The organism is Marivivens niveibacter (assembly GCF_002150005.2).
GTDB lineage: Bacteria > Pseudomonadota > Alphaproteobacteria > Rhodobacterales > Rhodobacteraceae > Marivivens > Marivivens niveibacter.
Map to the genome: position 1 here is coordinate 165,720 of NZ_MSPP01000002.1, position 17,496 is coordinate 183,215.

Here is a 17,496-nt window from a genome sequence, read left to right on the forward strand (position 1 = left end):
CAGTCTGTGAACAACGCCCCGACAGTGATTGAATTTTCCGTGTGGATATCCGCCGATTGACACCAAGACGGTTTAAAAACACGCGAAATCCGCTACACTCACACCAAAATAAAGAAAGCGAGAGGCAGATGAGCAGATTCTTTCTCGCCCTTGGAATGGTGTTGGTACTAGGCAGCTGTGGCGAACGAGAAGGTTCGGCACCGCGTAACTTGGATAATGCTTGCGCGATTCTGACTGAGCGATCGAACTATGTCGGAGCGTTCCGCGCAGCCGAACGCAAATGGGGCGTTGAACCCCATGTCCTGATGGCCATGATCTATCAGGAAAGCAAATTTATTTCGAATGCCCGTACGCCGCACCAATATGCGTTGGGCGTGATCCCTATTGGCCGCCAATCGTCGGCGTTTGGCTACAGTCAGGCATTGGACGGAACGTGGCGTGAATACCAACGCGCCGAAGGCGGAGTAGGCGCACGCCGCGACGATATCCGTGACGCGGCCGATTTCATGGGCTGGTACATGACCCAAACCGCGAACGAGGTCGGCATCCCGCTGAACGACGTACGCAATCAGTATCTTGCCTACCACGAAGGCCGCACTGGTTTCATCCGTGGGACGTATCGCAGCAAGTCATGGCTGGTACGTATCGCAGGCGAAATCACGGACCGTGCCGTGATGTATGAATCCCAGCTGCGCAATTGCCGTGCAGCACGACGCCTGTAAGAAACAAACGCCGCATCAATTTGATGCGGCGTTTTTGATTAACGTTCAGCCCAGGCCCGTTCTTCGGCGATGATGTTAAACAGACGGTTCGGGATGTTTCCACCCACAGTCATATCGCCCAAAACCATCGTTGTTTCGCTGCCGGTATTGTCGGTGATGATCCACTGACGCAGTGCAGGTTCATCTGTAAACACCAGACGGATGTTACCATATTCGGGGTGATCGGGGTCTTGCGCCGTGACTGTGGTAGACGTGCCATCATAGGTGTGTCCAACCACCATACGTTCATTCGCCAAGTTCACATTGTTCTGCAAAATGATCTTTAGCGGTGTTTCCGACAGCGGATAGCGTTCCGCGCCCGTATTCGACCGAGGATCAAAAATCGCGAGCGATCCGCCCCCCGCGATGACCATGGATTCTTCGGGCGGGTCATATTCGAAACGGATACGGCCCGGTCGTTTGATATAAATGGTGCCTGTCGAAATAGTGCCGTCACTTGCGATCTGCGTGAATGCACCCTGAGCCGTTTGCAAACCATTCAGATAATTCGACACCTCGGAAAGCGACAATTCTTCGGCCCGCAAGGCGTGACCACCCAATGCCGCCAAAGCAAAAGGTGCCGCCAATAAAATTCGCCGTAAAGTATTCATAGCTTTTCTTTCAGTTACGGGTGTTACCCCAATCAGATGGGATCAGTTGGACGAATTTCCAATTGATAAGCGATAACACGCCACTGATATGTAATGAAAAAGGCGCGGCGATTGTTCCGCCGCGCCTGAAATAATTAGTGCTGTTCTGGCACCAGAATTTCGCGTTTGCCCACATGGTTGGCCGACGACACGACGCCTTCGTCCTCCATCTGTTCGACCAGTCGGGCGGCTTTGTTATAGCCAATCGACAATTTGCGCTGGATATAGGACGTCGAACATTTGCGATCCTTGATCACAATGGCAACGGCCTGATCATACAGCGCGTCCTCGCCGTTAGTATTGCCGCCCAGACCCAGAACCGCGTCGATGTTCGCCTCTTTGTCTTCGGCTGGGCCTTCTACGACGCCTCCGACATATTCAGGCGGGCCATAAGCCTTAAGGTAGGTCACGATTTCTTCGACTTCTTCGTCCGACACGAATGGTCCGTGGATACGGGTGATGCGGCCACCGCCAGCCATATACAGCATGTCACCCATGCCCAGCAGCTGTTCAGCGCCCTGTTCGCCCAGAATCGTGCGGCTGTCGATTTTCGACGTCACTTGGAACGAAATACGGGTTGGGAAGTTCGCCTTGATCGTACCGGTGATCACGTCCACCGACGGACGCTGAGTCGCCATGATCAGGTGGATACCCGACGCACGCGCCATCTGAGCCAGACGTTGAATGCAGGCTTCGATCTCTTTGCCGGCGACCATCATCAGGTCGGCCATTTCGTCGACGATCACGACGATGAACGGCATGGTTTCTGGTTTGATCTCTTCCGTTTCAAAAATCGGATCGCCGTTATCTTCGTCGAACCCAGTCTGAACCGTGCGTTCGAACATTTCACCGCGTGCCAGCGCGTCGCGAACGCGGCCGTTGTAGCCTTCGATGTTGCGGACGCCCATTTTGGACATCTTGCGATACCGCTCTTCCATTTCGCCAACGACCCATTTCAGGGCGACAACCGCCTTTTTCGGGTCGGTCACAACGGGCGACAATAGATGCGGGATGCCGTCATAGACCGACAGTTCCAGCATTTTGGGGTCGATCATGATCAGGCGGCATTCGTCGGGCGTCAGTTTATACAGCAGCGACAGGATCATCGTGTTAATCGCCACCGATTTACCCGAACCCGTAGTACCTGCGATCAATAGGTGAGGCATCTTGGCAAGGTTGGCGACAATCGGTTCGCCACCGATATCTTTGCCCAAGGCCAGCGGCAGGCGGTGATTGCCATCGCCGTAATCGCGGCTGGACAGGATTTCACGGAACGACACCATTTCGCGGTTATCATTCGGCAATTCGATACCGATCACGCTGCGGCCTGGAACGGTCGACACACGCGCAGACAGCGCAGACATCGAACGCGCGATATCGTCGGCCAGACCGATCACGCGGCTGGCTTTTAGACCTGGGGCTGGTTCCAATTCGTACATGGTGACAACGGGGCCAGGACGGACCGATACGATTTCGCCTTTGATCCCGTAATCATCCAGAACGGTTTCCAGCATCCGCGCGTTTTCTTCCAACGCTTCATCGGACAGAACGTGTCGTTCAACCTCAGCCGGATCCATCAGCAGGTTCAGCGGCGGGCATTGGAATTCGGGCGAATTGTCATCGAAATTCAACGAAGGCTGCGCTTCGGCGCGGGCCTGTTTCGACGGGACCACTGGGCGTTTCAGATTGTGCTGAACAACACGGCGGGGTTCTGGCGTTGGGATAACAGGCGCAGCGGTCGGCAACGGGGCAACATCGGCTTCGGAAATATCGGCGAAAATATTGTCTTCGTCGCCTTCTAGAACGGCGTCTTCGTCCCAGTTCGATTGCGGCATTGGCGCAGGGGTTGGCGCCACCATTTGCGGTTCATTCGCCACCAACGGACGCGGGCCACGGCCAGCGGTCAGGGTCGGTTCAATTCGGACCTGATCGTTTTCCCGAGTGATCGGCGGCACTGGCGCGGCCACAACAGGCGCGGCGCTGCGATTGCGGATCACGTCGGAAATACGCGCCTTGATACGGTCATCGTCGGGCGATTGTTCCCCTGCCGTCATCGGCGGTTCGTTCATCACCAATTCTGGTTCCAGATCAGGCGCAGGTTGGCGCGCGAACATTTTTGGCATGAAGCCGCGGCGCGGCGCCTCTGGCGCGGGGGCATGCATTTCTGGCATCGGCGGCATCGCGGGGAACGGTTCGGCGGTGACGGGCGCGCTGCGCACAACGTTCGCAACACGTGCGCGTTCAGCCTCGTCAGGGACATAATCGAAATCATCGCGCGACGGGGCTGAAGTTTCGCGGCGCGCCTGCACATTGGCATAGCCAGCTTGGGCCACACGTACCGACATATCAGCCCCGCGACCCAGCAATTTCAGGATCGCGGCATAGGTCACAATCAGACCGTAGATAAAGAAACGCCAGCCGGTTTTCACCTCTGGTCGGGTAAAGCCCAAAATGAATGCACCCAGCCACAGGGTCAGAGCACCAGTGATCAGCGCCATCACCTTTACCCAGATCAACGATTGGCTTACCAGCGGCGCAAGGATCATCGACAGCAGCGTATCGCCCAGCATCCCGCCATACCCAAACGAATGCGACCATTCAGGCGATGCCGAAAACGTCGCGAAATAGACCGACGAAATCAGGACAGGGATTGGAAAGAAAATCAAACGGCCAAAGGCGCGTTCAGCCCCGTAATGCAGCGTCAGGCGCGCGCCCCACACGATCGGCAACAACGCAAACCACCACGACGCTTTACCAACGACCAACATTAGCGGCGCGGAAATCGACGCGCCCAAACGGCCCAGCCAATTGTGCACAGGCGCATCGGTCGCGAACATCCAACTGGGGTCTTCGGGGGAATAGGACCAGACCATCATTCCCACAATCAAACCCAAGGCAATCAGGCCAAGGCCCAACAGTTCCTTGCCGCGTTTTTCAATCACCGCCTGCGTGGTGCTGTCAAACAATGGATCGCGTTGTCGTGTCGAATAAGAGGCCATACTACCGTCCCTTTAATCGTAAAGGCATGCGCGAATAAGGGAGAGCCCTTTGCGCATCTGCTCAATCGGGGCGACCATGGCCACCCGAATGTACCCCTTGCCAGGGTTTTCGTTGTTTACATCGCGGCTGAGGTATTCGCCGGGCAATACACGCACACCGGTTTCCAGCCACAGTTTCAGGGTCGCCTTTTCGCCGTCTGGCACAGGCAACCACAGGAAAAACCCGCCTTCGGGAATTTCAAATCCGGGCACATCGCCCAGAATTTCACGCGCAACTTCGTATTTTTCGTTATAGAGTTTGCGGTTTTCGATCACGTGGTCTTCGTCGTTCCACACGCGGGTCGACACGCGCTGGATCGGCAGCGGCAGCGGAGCCCCAGAATAGGCGCGCAGTTGACGGATACGGCGGATCGTTTCAACGCCGCCCGCCACAAAACCAGACCGCAGACCCGGCAAGTTGGACCGTTTTGACAGCGAATGGAAAATCGTGACCCGTTCAGGATCAGCGCCCATTTCCGCAGCCATTTCCAATGCGCCCGCTGGGGCCTTGGACCGGTAGATTTCGGAATAGCATTCATCCGCGAAAATGCGGAAATCATGCTTTTCGGCCAAAGCAATCAGGTCGCGCCAATAGTCGCGGGACGCGACCGCGCCCTGCGGATTGGATGGCGAACAGATATAGGCAATCGTGGTGCGATCCAGAACGTCGGCAGGCAGGCTGTGATAATCAGGTAGGAAACCTGTTTCGGCCGTCGCAGGCACAAACACGGATTCAGCGCCCACAGAAATCGTTGCGATCATATAGACCTGATAGAACGGGTTCGGCGTCAGGATAACAGGACGCTTGCCGTTTTTCGTTTCGGGGCACAGCGCCATTGCGGCGTTATACAGACCTTCGCGGGTGCCATTCAGCGCCATGATCTGATCGGTGCCATAGTCCACGCCGTAACGACGTTTGATCCAGCCCGAAATCGCCTCTAGCAGCGCGGGTTCGCCGTCATTTGGCGGATATTTCGCAAAGCCGCCGATGTTCGCGGCCATCTCTTCACCAACCCACGCAGGGAATGGATGTTGCGGTTCGCCAATCGTCAACGCGATCGGTTCGCCCCCCGCTTCATGGTGGTCGAGTAGAGCCCGCAAACGCGGGAATGCGTAGTCCGCAAGGTTCGAGAACCGCTCCGGATAGATCATTACTGCCTCAAAGTTGCGAGATCATTAGCGTCCCGCTTTCCCCATTGATAACCCGCACAATCACGGGCTGTCCAGAAAAACAGGCCTATACTGATGGTCTTAGGTGAATTGCATGTGGCATTTAAGCCAGCGCGTGTTCCACCGCCAGCGCAATTTCCAACAGGTTTTCATCCTGATCCGCGCCCGCATTCAGCATAATGCCAGCCATAGGGACGGCGGTCGGCAAAGTGATCGAACAGCCGCCCATCAGGTTCGCAACCCGCGTGTTTCGCAGGGCCAGCAGGTTTTCGGCGACGAAATAATCGTCGTCCGTCAGCAGCCGTTCGACATTTGGCGCTCCAATAGGCGAAGACGGCATGATCACGGCGTCATAGTCCGCCGTTTCGTCCTGATATGCGGCGCGGATATTCCACAGCGTGTCCCAGCCGCGCAAATAATCGACCGCGCTGAAATCCGCACCAGGGCGGATGCGTTTTAGGATCTGGTGGTACATTTTGTCGGGATCAGATTCGATGATGTACTGCCATTCGGCATAAGCATCGACGGTATACAGCATCCCCGCCAGTTCGAACGCGTAGTGCATTGGATCGAATTCGATGTGATCCACCGAGGCTCCAGCCGCCTGCAATTTTTCAATAGCATCATCAAACGCCCGGCGCTGTTCTGGGCGGACATCCTCCATCGCGATGGTATCTAAAACCGCAAAGCGCAGATTTTTGATATCTTTTTCCATAACCTGCCCCCCCTGCCCTGCCATGGCGGCGGTCAACAGCGCGGCATCTTCAACGGAACGGCACAGCGGGCCGACCGTATCGAACGTCTTGCATAGCGGCACCACACCGCCCAGTGACAGCCGCCCATGGGTCGTTTTGAACCCGACCAGATTATTCCACGCCGATGGCACGCGCACAGACCCGCCCGTATCCGACCCGATCCCAGCCGCAGCCAATCCAAACGCGACCGAGGCCGCAGCCCCCGACGATGACCCACCGGGCGCCGCACTGTGATCATGCACGTTCGGCGGCGTTTGGGTCACGGGGTTTACGCCTAACCCGCTAAAGGCGATTTCGGTCATATGAGTTTTGCCCAAACACACCAGCCCCGCCGCAGTTGCGGCCGCCAGAACATCGGCATCCTGTTCGGGCGTGCGGCCCGCCAAATAGGCTGTGCCAGCTTCGGTCGGAGTGCCTGCGCTATCAAATAGATCCTTCCAACTGATCGGAACGCCATCCAAAGGCGACAACCGTTTGCCCGCTTTCGCGCGGGCACTTGAGGCTTGGGCTTCGGCCATGGCGCGATCTGCGGTGACGCGGGCATAGATGCGATCCGAGAATTCATGGCTGGCAATCGCGTCCAGATAGACCCGCGTCAGGTCAACAGGATCAATCGCACCATTTTCAATGCCGCGCCCCAATTCGGCCGCTGTCATCCATCGCCAATCTTGCATGATCCGTTCCTTTCGTCAGAAACCATAGGCTAGACCGCCGATGTCGCATGGACAATCCCGCCAATCCGACCATATTTCCCCTATGACCCATGACCACGATATCCTGATCGTTGGCGGCGGCCTGAACGGCCCCGCGCTTGCCCTTGCTGCGGCCCATATCGGCCTGACCGTTGGCGTGATCGACGCTGTGCCGATTAACGTGCATACCGACCCCGATTTTGACGGGCGATCCTATGCGCTGGCGCTGTCATCCGTGCGACTGCTGCGCAACATCGGCCTATGGGGCGCGCTGGCAGATACCGCGCAGCCAATGTTGGAAATCAAAGTCACCGACGGCCACGCAGGCCAAGGCCCCGCGCCATGGATGATGCATTTCGACCACGCTGAAATCGAAGAAGGCCCAATGGGTTACATGGTCGAAGACCGCCATTTGCGTCCCGCGCTGATCAACGCGATGCAGGCGTCGGAGCGGATCACTATTTACGCCCCCGACACTGTGGTGGCCCAAGAAACCACCGACAGCACCGCGTCTGTCACATTGTCTTCTGGCAAAGTGCTGACCGCTTCGTTGTTGGTCGGCGCGGACGGCCGTAAATCGGGCACAGCCGAACGTGCTGGCATTAAACGCACAGGCTGGGGATACGGACAGACGGCTATTGTCTGCGCTGTGGAACATGAATTGCCCAACAACGGCGTCGCACATCAGTTTTTCATGCCACACGGGCCGCTCGCGATCCTGCCGCTGAAAGGCAACAAATCATCAATCGTCTGGAGCGAAACCGACGCCCGCGCTGCCCGATGCGCGGCCATGTCCGATGATGAATTTATCGAGGAACTCAAGCCCGCCTTTGGCAGCTTCCTTGGTCCGATCAAATTGGCAGGGAAACGGTTCACCTATCCACTGGGCCTGACGCTGGCCAATTCGTTTATCGCAGATCGTATCGCTCTGATTGGCGATGCGGCGCACGGGATGCACCCAATCGCGGGTCAGGGCTTGAACGCAGGTTTGCGCGATATCGCAGCACTGGCCGACGTTCTACGCGATGCCCGCCACAGGGGCCAAGATATCGGCGGCGCATTGGTTTTGAAAAACTACCAACAGTGGCGCCGGTTCGATACGGCCACATTGGCGATGGCGACCGATACGTTCAACAGACTGTTTTCCAACGACAACCCGCTGCTTCGCACGATCCGCGATCTGGGCATGGGCGCTGTGAATGCGATGCCGAAACTGCGCCGCAACTTCATCCGCGAAGCCGCCGGACTAACCGGCGACCTACCCAGCTTGATGCGCTAGATCAGTCGATCTGGCGCGCCTCATCCACCAGCATCACAGGAATGCCATTGCGGATTGGGAACGCCAGTTTCGCGGCCTCGGAAATCAGTTCTTGTTTTTCGGCGTCATAAGTCAGGCGGGACTGAGTTTGCGGGCACACCAGCGCCTCTACCATTTTGGGATCAAACAACATGTCGGTCATTGCAGGTTCTCGTCTCCGCCCCCATGCAGGGCATAAGTCATCAATGTAATCAGCGTTTCGCGCCGTTCAGATATGGTCGGCGCTTCTAACAACGCTTGGCGGTCTTCAGGCTCAAACGGGCATAACATCGACAGCGAATTGATCAATAGCTCATCGTCCGCTTCGCGCAGCCCGTCCCAGTCTGTTGATAGGCCGCGATCTTCGAAAAATCGACGAAGCAATTTTAGCAATTCAGGACGATCCATAGCTGAATCGTGTTCTGCATCGCCCAAATCACGATCAAACCCGTCAAAGGATACGTCAAACCGGCGATAGGGCGTGAAACCTTCGATTTCTTCGCCCAGTCGGAAACGCGACACACCAGTTAGGGTGATCATGTAACGACCATCGTCTGTTTCCGAAAACGCTGTCAAACGGCCAGCGCAACCAATCTTATGCAACCCACGCGTGCCATTTGGCTGAACCATCCCGATCAAACGATGGGGTGTTTTCATCACGTCTTCGATCATCGCAAGATAGCGCGGTTCAAAGATGTGGAGCGGCAACTTTGCCCGAGGCAGCATCAGTGCGCCGGGCAAAGGAAAGACAGGTATCGTCTGCGGTAAGTCGGCAATGTTCCTCATTATCCGCAACGTAGGTCGCCCCAGATGTTAGGCAAATATCATGGACGACAATTTGCGACGTCCATTCAGCACAACAGGATCATTCGGCTTTAGCGCGTCGAAAATCTGGAACAGCTGCGCTTTGGCCGCGCCGTCATTCCACTCGCGATCCATTTTGAACATGGTCAGCAACTGATCAACAGCGCCTTCGACATCACCTGCCGCGTGCATGGCTTGGGCCAGATCCAAACGCGCCTGCATGTCGGACGGGTCTGCGTCCACTTTGGCCTGCAATTCGGCGACGGGACCTGCCTTTTCGGCCTGACGCGCAAGTGCAATTTGCGCAAAGGCAGCTTCAATCGGGGCGGCGTTCGAAATTTTTGCGGGTGCGCCATTCAGCACGGCTTCTGCCTCGTCAACTTTGCCCATTGCCAGCGTTGCGCGGGCCAAACCGCCAAAGGCTGCGGCGTTTTCAGGTTCTTCGCCGATCACAGCCGAAAAGATTGCCGCAGCGCTTTCTGCGTCGCCTTCGGCCAGAATGTTTTCAGCCTCTTCCAGCGCGGCCTCTAGGCCCTCTGCACCGCCCATAGCGGACAGTTTGTTTACGAATTCGGACAATTGGCTGGGCGATACGGCGCCCTGAAAACCGTCAACGGGCTGGCCCTGCCAGAACGCGTAAACGGTCGGCACGGATTGAACGCGCAGCTGGCCCGCGATCATCTGGTTTTCGTCAACATTGACCTTGACCATTTTAACCTTGCCGCCTGCGTCGCGCACTGCGGCCTCTAGCTGAGGCATCAGGGTTTTACATGGACCACACCAAGGTGCCCAGAAATCCACGATCACAGGCACCTCTATGGACATCTCGACGACGTCTTGCATAAAGGTCTGGTCGGTCGTGTCTTTGATCAGATCGTCCGCTGCGGCTTGCGGCTGTCCACCTAGTTCGAGCATCTCGCCCTCCGATTAAATATGTTGCCTCATATATGAGGAGGGCAGCGGGCAATGACAACCGCCGCCCGTCAGGTTCAATTACAGATCAAATGTCGCGAAAACCGGCGCATGGTCGCTGGGCTGTTCCCAACCGCGTACCTCGCGGCGGATGCGGCTGGAATGGGCCGCGTTGGAAATATCAGGCGTGGACCAGATGTGATCCAAACGGCGGCCTTTGTCCGCGGCATCCCAATCTTTGGCGCGATAGGACCACCACGAATACAGACGCCCATCAGAAATGTCCTGACGCGTGATGTCGACCCAATTTGCCGACTCTTGTACTTGCGCCAGATGTTCGACCTCGATCGGGGTGTGGCTGACCACCTTGAGCAGTTTTTTGTGATCCCAAACGTCGTCTTCGCGGGGCGCAATGTTGAAATCGCCTACGATCACCGTTTTTTCAGGCTTGGTCGCGTGGAAATAGTCCCGCATTTCGGTTAGGTAATCCAACTTCTGACCGAACTTTTCGTTCTTTTCGCGGTTCGGTTCATCGCCGCCCGCTGGGATATAGAAATTGTGGACGATAACGCCATTTTCCAAACGTCCTGCGATGTGGCGGGCGTGGTTCAGGGATGCGAAATCCTGACTGTCGGATTCTTCCATCGGGATTTTGGATAGGATCGCCACGCCGTTGTATCCCTTTTGGCCACGCGCAACCATGTAGTCATAGCCCAGCGCCTTGAACGCATCGAACGGGATTTTTTCCACGGGGCTTTTGCATTCCTGCAGACATAGAACATCGGGCGTATCTTCGGTCAGCAGGCGCGACACCAATGCCTCGCGCAGACGCACAGAGTTAATATTCCAAGTCGCAAGAGAAAAAGTCATGATCAGCTCCGATATTTGCGATACTCCTATCAACTCAGACTTTGTTTCAAAAGAGTTGTTATGACCCGAATTCCATTGGCAGTCGCCACATGTTGTGTCGTCGGAACCAGCGCCAACGCATTACCGGATGGTAGCTATCTTATCTCATCGGGCATTTTTGATCCCGTCGCAGCCACCCCGCGCTATGTCCATATCGACGTGAATGGCAATGAAATAGATGCCACTTTTTTGGCGTTCTTTTCACCAGACTCTTACACCTGCCACACAACCGAATTGTGCACTGCGATCTGGCCAGGTTTACATATGGAACTGACCGATGACGGCATTATCGCGACACGCACGCGCAGCGATATGATCAGCACCAGTAACGCGTTATTAAACAGCGATATGGCGGACGATCTGTTGTATATCGGGCCGCTGGTGAATTTCCTGAAAACGGCCGAACTGGACGATGATCGCATCCATCCAATGTCACGCGACACCGCATTGGGTTTGCGCGGTTTGATCATGTCGCTAGATGTATCGGTCAGCGCCTTGGGCGGTTGCGACATTCGGCAGTTGTCACAGATTGAGGAAGAAGGCATGACGGGTCGCCTGCAAAACGCGTTAGCCTATTTTCGTTACCAAGCCGAACTGGCCGACCTGCATTATCTGCTATCACCACACGAGCTAATGACCGAGGCAGAATTGGATGCAGCGCGCGCCAAACAGCTCCCGATACGCACCCGCATGACCGTTTTGGGCATGATTACAGCCGAAACGGCAAAAATCGGGGATTTCGACACTGCGGTAGAGTCAGTTATTGAAGCGCCATTTATAGCAGCCATGCTGGATCAATCCGGTCTGACAGCTGACGATATTATCGCGCTTGTGCCTGATTTTATGCCCGACGGCATAGCCTACTATCAAAATGTCGTTGCTCTAAAGCGATCAAATACCGACATCGTCGAAGCGGTCTGCGCTGACATCACATTGGGGCTATGACGCGAACGGACCCTTAGCAGTAGGGGACCATCCGTTTGCACTCTGAACGCGAGTCATTTTTTTGGTAGACGGTTGAGCGGGTGGAGCCTGTGACAAAGGCCAAAGATGCGTAGATTATTGACTGCTTTGATGATGATGTGGGCCTCGACCGTGTCGGCATATCAATTACCCGATGGCGGCTTTCTGGTGTCGACCACTATATTCGACACGACCAAAGCAACGCCCCGATATGTTCATTTGCAGGTATCGGGTGGCGAAATAGATGCAACATTTATCGCCTTTTATCTGCCCGACTATTCGACCTGCCAACAAGCTCGCATGTGTTTTGGCATTTGGCAGGGACTGCACCTATCTCCTGATGCGAACGGCATTTATAGGGCCGAACGGAAACGCACAGATGCCATCAGCACCGTTAGCATGTTCCCGGATTTGGGTTACACGGATGACGATCTATATATCCGGCCGCTAGAACGGTTTCTTAACAAGCTGACATACGGCGACACGCGTATTTCCCGGCTCAGCCTGCCTAATGCGTTGCGCTTGCGTGCAATGGTTCTGGCGCTAGATGTATCAGTGAATGATATGGCGGGCTGTGAAATCGCCCAAATGTCGCTCATCGAACGTATCGGCGGCTATGCGCCTCTGGACGATGCGTTGGACGTGTTCAATTACATCGCAATTCTAAACTATCGCAAAGCCCAATTAGAAACGGCACTGCAAATGTTGGGCGTAGATAGCTGGACAGCCAACCAGATGGGGCAGCTATACGGGCGCCCAGCGACAGCGGTACGCGTAGCGATGGCCCTACGCGGCGAAGCACATGACCAAGGCAACCCTGTCGAAGAGCCCTATAACGGTATTTTTGCCGACAGCCCGTTCACATTTGAAGAGGTGATCGCCCCCGTCGCCGATCAACTGGACGGCGCCGCAAGGTATCTGCGGGAATTCGAACGTATGATGGAAAACCAGGTTTTTATCGCGGATGCCTTGTGTAACGATATCACGCTAGGCCTTTAACAAAAAAAGCCCCCGCAAAAGTCCGCGGGGGCAAGTCCAACAGGGAGGATGGTGACTTGACCCCGCCACCAGGGGAGCTCTTCAATTTTAACGACAGTGCGTTTGGTTTGTTTAACCCTAGGGTCAGACCACCAATCGGTAACCGCCGCTTTCTGTAACCAACAAACGCGCATTGGACGGATCTGGTTCCACCTTTTGGCGCAGTCGGTAGATGTGAGTTTCCAACGTGTGGGTCGTCACACCGGCATTGTAGCCCCAAACTTCGTGTAACAAGACATCGCGCGGTACCACGTGATCCGTCGATCGGTACAAGAATTTGAGGATATTGGTTTCCTTCTCAGTCAACCGTACTTTCTTTTCGTCCTCTGTGACTAGCAATTTCTGTGCCGGTTGGAACGTATATGGCCCAATTTGGAAAATTGCGTCTTCAGATTGTTCATGCGTCCGCAGCTGCGCACGGATACGCGCCAGCAAGACAGGGAACTTGAACGGTTTGGTCACATAGTCATTTGCGCCCGCATCCAGACCCAAAATCGTATCGCTGTCAGTGTCATGCCCGGTCAGCATCAAGATAGGACATTTCACGCCCTGTTTGCGCATCACTTTGCACAATTCGCGGCCATCCGTGTCGGGCAGGCCTACGTCCAAAATGACCAGATCATAGATGCCTTCCCTTACGCGGATCAGGCCATCATGACCGTTTCCGGCTTCGAACACGTCGAACTCTTCGGTCATGATTAGCTGTTCACCCAACGCTTCGCGCAGGTCTTCGTCATCATCTACCAGTAGTATTCGTTTGAGCTGTGCCATTTGTATATCGGCCTCCTTCACGTCTACTTGATCATCTGTGACCTGATACGGACGGCGGCAAGGTTTCCGTCAATAAATCACGCGGACGTGTCAAAATTGCGCCTAATGTTTCAATTCCTGACAATTGGCCCTAATTAGATGCCAACAACAAAAGGCAGCCCCATGGGATTTGGACCCAATATCGTCGAACGTATCGCCCGCGCCCGCGCCGATTTGCGCATGGGTGTACCAGTTGTTTTGGATGGCGGCGCCATGATGTTCGCCGTTGAAACACTGGATCAGGACCGCCTGAACCAACTGGATGACCTGACGGGCGTCACGCTGGTGATCACGTCGCACCGCGCCAAAACCCTGCACGTTACGCCCTACGATTCGGATCTGGCCCGCATCGCGCTGCCGCATGATGTGGACTTGAACTGGATTCGCGCGATTGCCGATCCGGCGGATGACCTAAACGCCCCGATGAAGGGCCCCCTGCGGTCCGAACGCGGCGGTGACGCAACGTTGCACCGCGCCGCCATCGCCCTGACCAAAGCGGCACGGCTGCTGCCCGCCGCAATCGTTGTGCAGTTGAATAATGCGCAGGCTTTTGCGTTGACGCATAACCTGACGATGGTGCCTGCGGACGCCGCGCTGGATCAAACCATGTCGCCCCAGCACCCGATCGTCGCCGCGCGGTTGCCGATCGAGGTCTCCGAAGCTGGCCGCCTCCACATTTTCCGCCCCGAAGACGGCGCCGAAGAACACTATGCCGTTGAAATCGGTAAACCTGATCGGTCTCAGCCCGTTTTGGCGCGTCTTCATTCAGCGTGCTTTACTGGCGACGTGCTGGGTAGCCTGAAATGCGACTGCGGCCCCCAGCTGCGCGGTGCATTGGCCCAGATGGGCGCCGAAGGCCAGGGCGTGCTGCTGTATCTGAACCAAGAAGGCCGCGGCATTGGCCTGACTAACAAAATGCGCGCCTATTCTCTGCAGGATCAGGGCTTTGACACGGTCGAGGCAAACCACCGCTTAGGCTTCGAAGACGACGAACGCGATTTTCGGATTGGCGCGGAAATCCTGCGCAAACTTGGGTTCGCATCTGTGCGTCTGCTGACGAATAACCCGAACAAAGTCGCCCGCATGCAAGAAAGCGGGATCGACGTCGCCGAACGCGTCGCTCTGAAGGTCGGTGAAAATAGGTTCAACCATCACTATCTGGCGACCAAAGCCAAAAAGTCGGGACATCTATTGTAATGCGCGCGTTTGACATAGTGGTGTCACGGGGTAATTTGCGGTTCATGGGCCGCCGGTTTCCCTGCACCATCGGGCGCGGCGGTGTGACTGCAGCCAAACGCGAAGGCGATGGTGCCACCCCGCGCGGGACGCATCGGATCGTTGGGATGCTCTATCGCCCTGATCGCGTGACCCGCCCTGCCGATTGGGCACTACCGATTACCAAAGACGATCTTTGGTCAGACGACCCGACCCACGAAGATTACAACATGATGGTGCGCGCGCCTTATCCGTACAGCCACGAAACGCTGCGCCGCGCCGACCCTCTATATAATATCGTGATCATTACGGACTGGAATTGGCCCTATGCGGTGAAAAACCGTGGCTCGGCCATTTTCATCCACCAAATGCGGCGCCCGGGGTATCCAACGGCGGGATGTATTGGACTGCGCCCCAAAGACCTACGCTGGATCGCGGCGCGCATCAGATACGAAACGCACCTGATCGTTTTGTAATCAGCCGTAGTCGCGTTCGCCAAAAATGGCGGACCCGACGCGCACATGAGTCGCGCCAAAAGCAATCGCCTTTTCAAAATCCGCGCTCATCCCCATCGAAAGCCCGTCTAGCCCGTTCCGTTCTGCAAATTTACGCAGCAAAGCAAAATGCATCGATGCCTCTTCGTCCACGGGCGGGATGCACATCAATCCTTTGACGGGCAGATCCAGCGCACGGCATTCCGCAACAAAGGAATCAACATCACGCGGCAACACGCCCGCTTTTTGATCCTCTTCGCCTGTGTTCACCTGAATAAACAGATCAGGGCATTTTCCGATTTCCTGCGCGATACGCGCCATAGCATGGGCCAGCTTTGATCGATCCAGCGTGTGGATGCTGTCCGCCAATTCCATCGCTGCGCGGGTTTTGTTGGATTGCAGCGGACCTATTAGATGCAAATCGATTCCATCGTATTTTTCGCGGAACATCGGCCATTTGCCTTGCGCCTCTTGGACTTTGTTTTCGCCAAAGACTCGGTGTCCTTGGTCCAATACAGCTTCAACTTTTTCATTTGGCTGCACTTTGGACACCGCAATCAGAGTTACAGATCCCGCTGCGCGACCATGTTCTTTTTCCGCCTTAGCGACCTTTGCTTTGATCTCGGACAGGCCCATGATCTGCTCCATTCATCTTTGAAAATTGGGGTTCTGCGCAGAAATAGGCCACTCGGCCACCTGTGTCATCCACAAAGCCTGCGAAAATGTGGTGTGTCCTTCGTGCATCATTTTTCTGATTGAGGCGCCAACCTGTCGCCATTTGTCTTGAGTGACAGCGGCTTTGGGCGCAAATACACCATCAATGCTAGACACACTGGCATTCTCGGGAATGCAAAACACGAGGGTAATCCTATGAAAAAAATTCTACTAGCTTCGGCTTCGATCGTAGCTTTCGCTGGCGCAGCAGCTGCTGAAGTTTCCTTCTCCGGCTCCGCTGTTCTGGGCTACAACGACACCGACCAGACTCTGGCAACCGACGACAACGAGTACGGTTTCTACGGCGAGATCAACCTGGACGTTGCTCTGTCGGCAGAACTGGACAACGGTCTGACTGTTTCGGCTTCGGCAGACGTTGACGAACTGGACGCAGGCGACGCAGACTTCGGCGGCGTTACCCTGACCATCGCTTCGGAAACTGCATCGCTGGTATACGGCGACACCGAATTCGCAGCAGTTGACGCATGGGCTGGCGTAGGCTCCATGGACGACGACGGCTTTGCTGAGCAAGACGGTGAAACCGTTCTGAAAGCAACCGTTGCATTCGGCGGCGTAGACGCAGCAGTGTCGTACATCGTTGACGCAGCAGACATGTCGGAACTGACCGATCTGTCGATCGGTGCAACCACCACTCTGGGTTCGGTTGACCTGTCGGTTGCTTACCAAGAAGAAGACACCTTCAACGAAATCTTCGGTATTTCGGCAGCAACCTCGTTCGCTGGTGCAGACGTTGCATTCGGCTACGCAATGGACAACACCGCTGACGACTCGTCGATCGGCGTAGAAGTTGCATACCCATTCGGCCCAGTAACCGCGACCGCTTCCTACGTCATGGAAGACGCTGGCGAAGACAACTGGGACATCGAAGTTGCATACGCTGAAGGCGCTCTGGCTCTGACCGTATACACCGACGAATCCGAAGACTACGGTCTGGAAGCTGAATACGACCTGGGCAACGGCATCGAGCTGGCTGCTGGTCTGGTTGACGCTGGCGACACCACCTACGTTGCAGGTACCTACGACCTGGGCGGCGGCGCAGAACTGCTGGTTTCCTATGTTGACACCGACGCAGTCAACGACGACGACGAATACGGTGCAGGCGACTACCAAGAAGGCGCAACCGTTGAACTGTCGTTCGACTTCTAATCTGATCTAAGATCTGATTAAGCGAGAGCGGTCCTTTTGGGCCGCTCTTTGCTTTTGGCGGTGTTGCCTCTTGTGACAGATGCCTGCGTTGTTTACACATTTCGGGA

Annotated in this window: 16 protein-coding genes and 1 pseudogene; 7 read left to right on the forward strand and 10 right to left on the reverse strand. The window is 55.7% G+C overall.

Going from position 1 to position 17,496, the window contains the following annotated elements:
* The first annotated feature begins 128 nt into the window (after positions 1–128).
* The gene (locus BVC71_RS06690) at positions 129–722 is read left to right on the forward strand and encodes a transglycosylase SLT domain-containing protein (RefSeq protein WP_086450881.1); all 594 of its coding nucleotides are present in this window, start codon (positions 129–131) and stop codon (positions 720–722) included.
* Positions 723–760: 38 nt separating this feature from the next.
* Here the strand turns inward: BVC71_RS06690 and BVC71_RS06695 are convergent, their stop codons facing one another.
* From BVC71_RS06695 to BVC71_RS06710, 4 genes are all read right to left on the reverse strand, one after another.
* Entirely contained in the window at positions 761–1,372 is a 612-nt protein-coding gene (locus BVC71_RS06695) for a LolA family protein (protein WP_086450882.1), read from the reverse strand.
* Between the two features lie 134 nt (positions 1,373–1,506).
* Positions 1,507–4,410, reverse strand: a complete 2,904-nt coding sequence (locus BVC71_RS06700; RefSeq protein ID WP_086450883.1) for a DNA translocase FtsK — start codon at positions 4,408–4,410, stop codon at positions 1,507–1,509.
* Between the two features lie 12 nt (positions 4,411–4,422).
* The gene (locus tag BVC71_RS06705; protein WP_086450884.1) at positions 4,423–5,601 is read right to left on the reverse strand and encodes an aminotransferase class I/II-fold pyridoxal phosphate-dependent enzyme; all 1,179 of its coding nucleotides are present in this window, start codon (positions 5,599–5,601) and stop codon (positions 4,423–4,425) included.
* A gap of 121 nt (positions 5,602–5,722) precedes the next feature.
* Complete coding sequence (locus BVC71_RS06710; RefSeq protein ID WP_086450885.1) at positions 5,723–7,048, reverse strand: amidase; 1,326 nt, start codon at positions 7,046–7,048, stop codon at positions 5,723–5,725.
* A gap of 47 nt (positions 7,049–7,095) precedes the next feature.
* Between BVC71_RS06710 and BVC71_RS06715 the strand changes: the two are divergent.
* Positions 7,096–8,345, forward strand: a pseudogene (locus BVC71_RS06715) (UbiH/UbiF/VisC/COQ6 family ubiquinone biosynthesis hydroxylase).
* A gap of 1 nt (position 8,346) precedes the next feature.
* Here the strand turns inward: BVC71_RS06715 and BVC71_RS06720 are convergent.
* The 4 genes from BVC71_RS06720 to BVC71_RS06735 form a co-directional block, all read right to left on the reverse strand.
* Positions 8,347–8,526 (reverse strand): Trm112 family protein, encoded by a 180-nt coding sequence (locus BVC71_RS06720; protein WP_086450887.1) that lies wholly within the window; start codon positions 8,524–8,526, stop codon positions 8,347–8,349.
* Positions 8,523–9,149: an LON peptidase substrate-binding domain-containing protein gene (locus tag BVC71_RS06725; RefSeq protein WP_086450888.1), complete on the reverse strand. Its 627-nt coding sequence runs from the start codon at positions 9,147–9,149 to the stop codon at positions 8,523–8,525. The genes BVC71_RS06720 and BVC71_RS06725 overlap by 4 nt, the downstream gene beginning before the upstream one ends.
* Before the next feature lie 27 nt (positions 9,150–9,176).
* A complete protein-coding gene (locus tag BVC71_RS06730) occupies positions 9,177–10,082 on the reverse strand; it encodes a thioredoxin family protein (protein WP_086450889.1) in 906 nt (301 codons plus the stop codon).
* Between the two features lie 78 nt (positions 10,083–10,160).
* Complete coding sequence (locus tag BVC71_RS06735) at positions 10,161–10,949, reverse strand: exodeoxyribonuclease III (RefSeq protein WP_086450890.1); 789 nt, start codon at positions 10,947–10,949, stop codon at positions 10,161–10,163.
* Between the two features lie 60 nt (positions 10,950–11,009).
* Between BVC71_RS06735 and BVC71_RS06740 the strand changes: the two genes are divergently transcribed.
* Together BVC71_RS06740 and BVC71_RS06745 are read left to right on the forward strand one after the other, a co-directional pair.
* Entirely contained in the window at positions 11,010–11,933 is a 924-nt protein-coding gene (locus BVC71_RS06740; RefSeq protein ID WP_086450891.1) for a hypothetical protein, read from the forward strand.
* Positions 11,934–12,038: 105 nt separating this feature from the next.
* Positions 12,039–12,950, forward strand: a complete 912-nt coding sequence (locus BVC71_RS06745) for a hypothetical protein (RefSeq protein ID WP_133064500.1) — start codon at positions 12,039–12,041, stop codon at positions 12,948–12,950.
* Between the two features lie 123 nt (positions 12,951–13,073).
* On the opposite strand, the gene BVC71_RS06750 is transcribed toward BVC71_RS06745, so the two are convergent.
* The gene (locus tag BVC71_RS06750; RefSeq protein WP_086450893.1) at positions 13,074–13,760 is read right to left on the reverse strand and encodes a response regulator transcription factor; all 687 of its coding nucleotides are present in this window, start codon (positions 13,758–13,760) and stop codon (positions 13,074–13,076) included.
* 162 nt (positions 13,761–13,922) lie between these two features.
* On the opposite strand from BVC71_RS06750, the gene ribA reads away from it, so the two are divergent.
* On the forward strand, positions 13,923–14,996 hold the full coding sequence (gene ribA / locus BVC71_RS06755) for a GTP cyclohydrolase II (RefSeq protein ID WP_086451254.1): 1,074 nt from the start codon (positions 13,923–13,925) through the stop codon (positions 14,994–14,996).
* The gene (locus tag BVC71_RS06760) at positions 14,996–15,490 is read left to right on the forward strand and encodes a L,D-transpeptidase family protein (RefSeq protein WP_086450894.1); all 495 of its coding nucleotides are present in this window, start codon (positions 14,996–14,998) and stop codon (positions 15,488–15,490) included. The genes ribA and BVC71_RS06760 overlap by 1 nt, the downstream gene beginning before the upstream one ends.
* On the opposite strand, the gene BVC71_RS06765 is transcribed toward BVC71_RS06760, so the two are convergent.
* On the reverse strand, positions 15,491–16,144 hold the full coding sequence (locus tag BVC71_RS06765) for a YggS family pyridoxal phosphate-dependent enzyme (RefSeq protein WP_086451255.1): 654 nt from the start codon (positions 16,142–16,144) through the stop codon (positions 15,491–15,493).
* 234 nt (positions 16,145–16,378) lie between these two features.
* Here BVC71_RS06765 and BVC71_RS06770 point away from each other — a divergent pair, with 234 nt between their 5' ends.
* Entirely contained in the window at positions 16,379–17,389 is a 1,011-nt protein-coding gene (locus BVC71_RS06770; protein ID WP_165767740.1) for a porin, read from the forward strand.
* Positions 17,390–17,496 lie beyond the last annotated feature (107 nt).

What these genes read in the sequence shown, in the direction of transcription:
- BVC71_RS06690 (WP_086450881.1), top strand. Translation starts at nt 129, where the DNA reads ATGAGCAGATTCTTTCTCGCCCTTGGAATGGTGTTGGTACTAGGCAGC.
- BVC71_RS06695 (WP_086450882.1), bottom strand. Translation starts at nt 1,372, where the DNA reads ATGAATACTTTACGGCGAATTTTATTGGCGGCACCTTTTGCTTTGGCG.
- BVC71_RS06700 (WP_086450883.1), bottom strand. Translation starts at nt 4,410, where the DNA reads ATGGCCTCTTATTCGACACGACAACGCGATCCATTGTTTGACAGCACC.
- BVC71_RS06705 (WP_086450884.1), bottom strand. Translation starts at nt 5,601, where the DNA reads ATGATCTATCCGGAGCGGTTCTCGAACCTTGCGGACTACGCATTCCCG.
- BVC71_RS06710 (WP_086450885.1), bottom strand. Translation starts at nt 7,048, where the DNA reads ATGCAAGATTGGCGATGGATGACAGCGGCCGAATTGGGGCGCGGCATT.
- BVC71_RS06720 (WP_086450887.1), bottom strand. Translation starts at nt 8,526, where the DNA reads ATGACCGACATGTTGTTTGATCCCAAAATGGTAGAGGCGCTGGTGTGC.
- BVC71_RS06725 (WP_086450888.1), bottom strand. Translation starts at nt 9,149, where the DNA reads ATGAGGAACATTGCCGACTTACCGCAGACGATACCTGTCTTTCCTTTG.
- BVC71_RS06730 (WP_086450889.1), bottom strand. Translation starts at nt 10,082, where the DNA reads ATGCTCGAACTAGGTGGACAGCCGCAAGCCGCAGCGGACGATCTGATC.
- BVC71_RS06735 (WP_086450890.1), bottom strand. Translation starts at nt 10,949, where the DNA reads ATGACTTTTTCTCTTGCGACTTGGAATATTAACTCTGTGCGTCTGCGC.
- BVC71_RS06740 (WP_086450891.1), top strand. Translation starts at nt 11,010, where the DNA reads ATGACCCGAATTCCATTGGCAGTCGCCACATGTTGTGTCGTCGGAACC.
- BVC71_RS06745 (WP_133064500.1), top strand. Translation starts at nt 12,039, where the DNA reads ATGCGTAGATTATTGACTGCTTTGATGATGATGTGGGCCTCGACCGTG.
- BVC71_RS06750 (WP_086450893.1), bottom strand. Translation starts at nt 13,760, where the DNA reads ATGGCACAGCTCAAACGAATACTACTGGTAGATGATGACGAAGACCTG.
- ribA (WP_086451254.1), top strand. Translation starts at nt 13,923, where the DNA reads ATGGGATTTGGACCCAATATCGTCGAACGTATCGCCCGCGCCCGCGCC.
- BVC71_RS06760 (WP_086450894.1), top strand. Translation starts at nt 14,996, where the DNA reads ATGCGCGCGTTTGACATAGTGGTGTCACGGGGTAATTTGCGGTTCATG.
- BVC71_RS06765 (WP_086451255.1), bottom strand. Translation starts at nt 16,144, where the DNA reads ATGGGCCTGTCCGAGATCAAAGCAAAGGTCGCTAAGGCGGAAAAAGAA.
- BVC71_RS06770 (WP_165767740.1), top strand. Translation starts at nt 16,379, where the DNA reads ATGAAAAAAATTCTACTAGCTTCGGCTTCGATCGTAGCTTTCGCTGGC.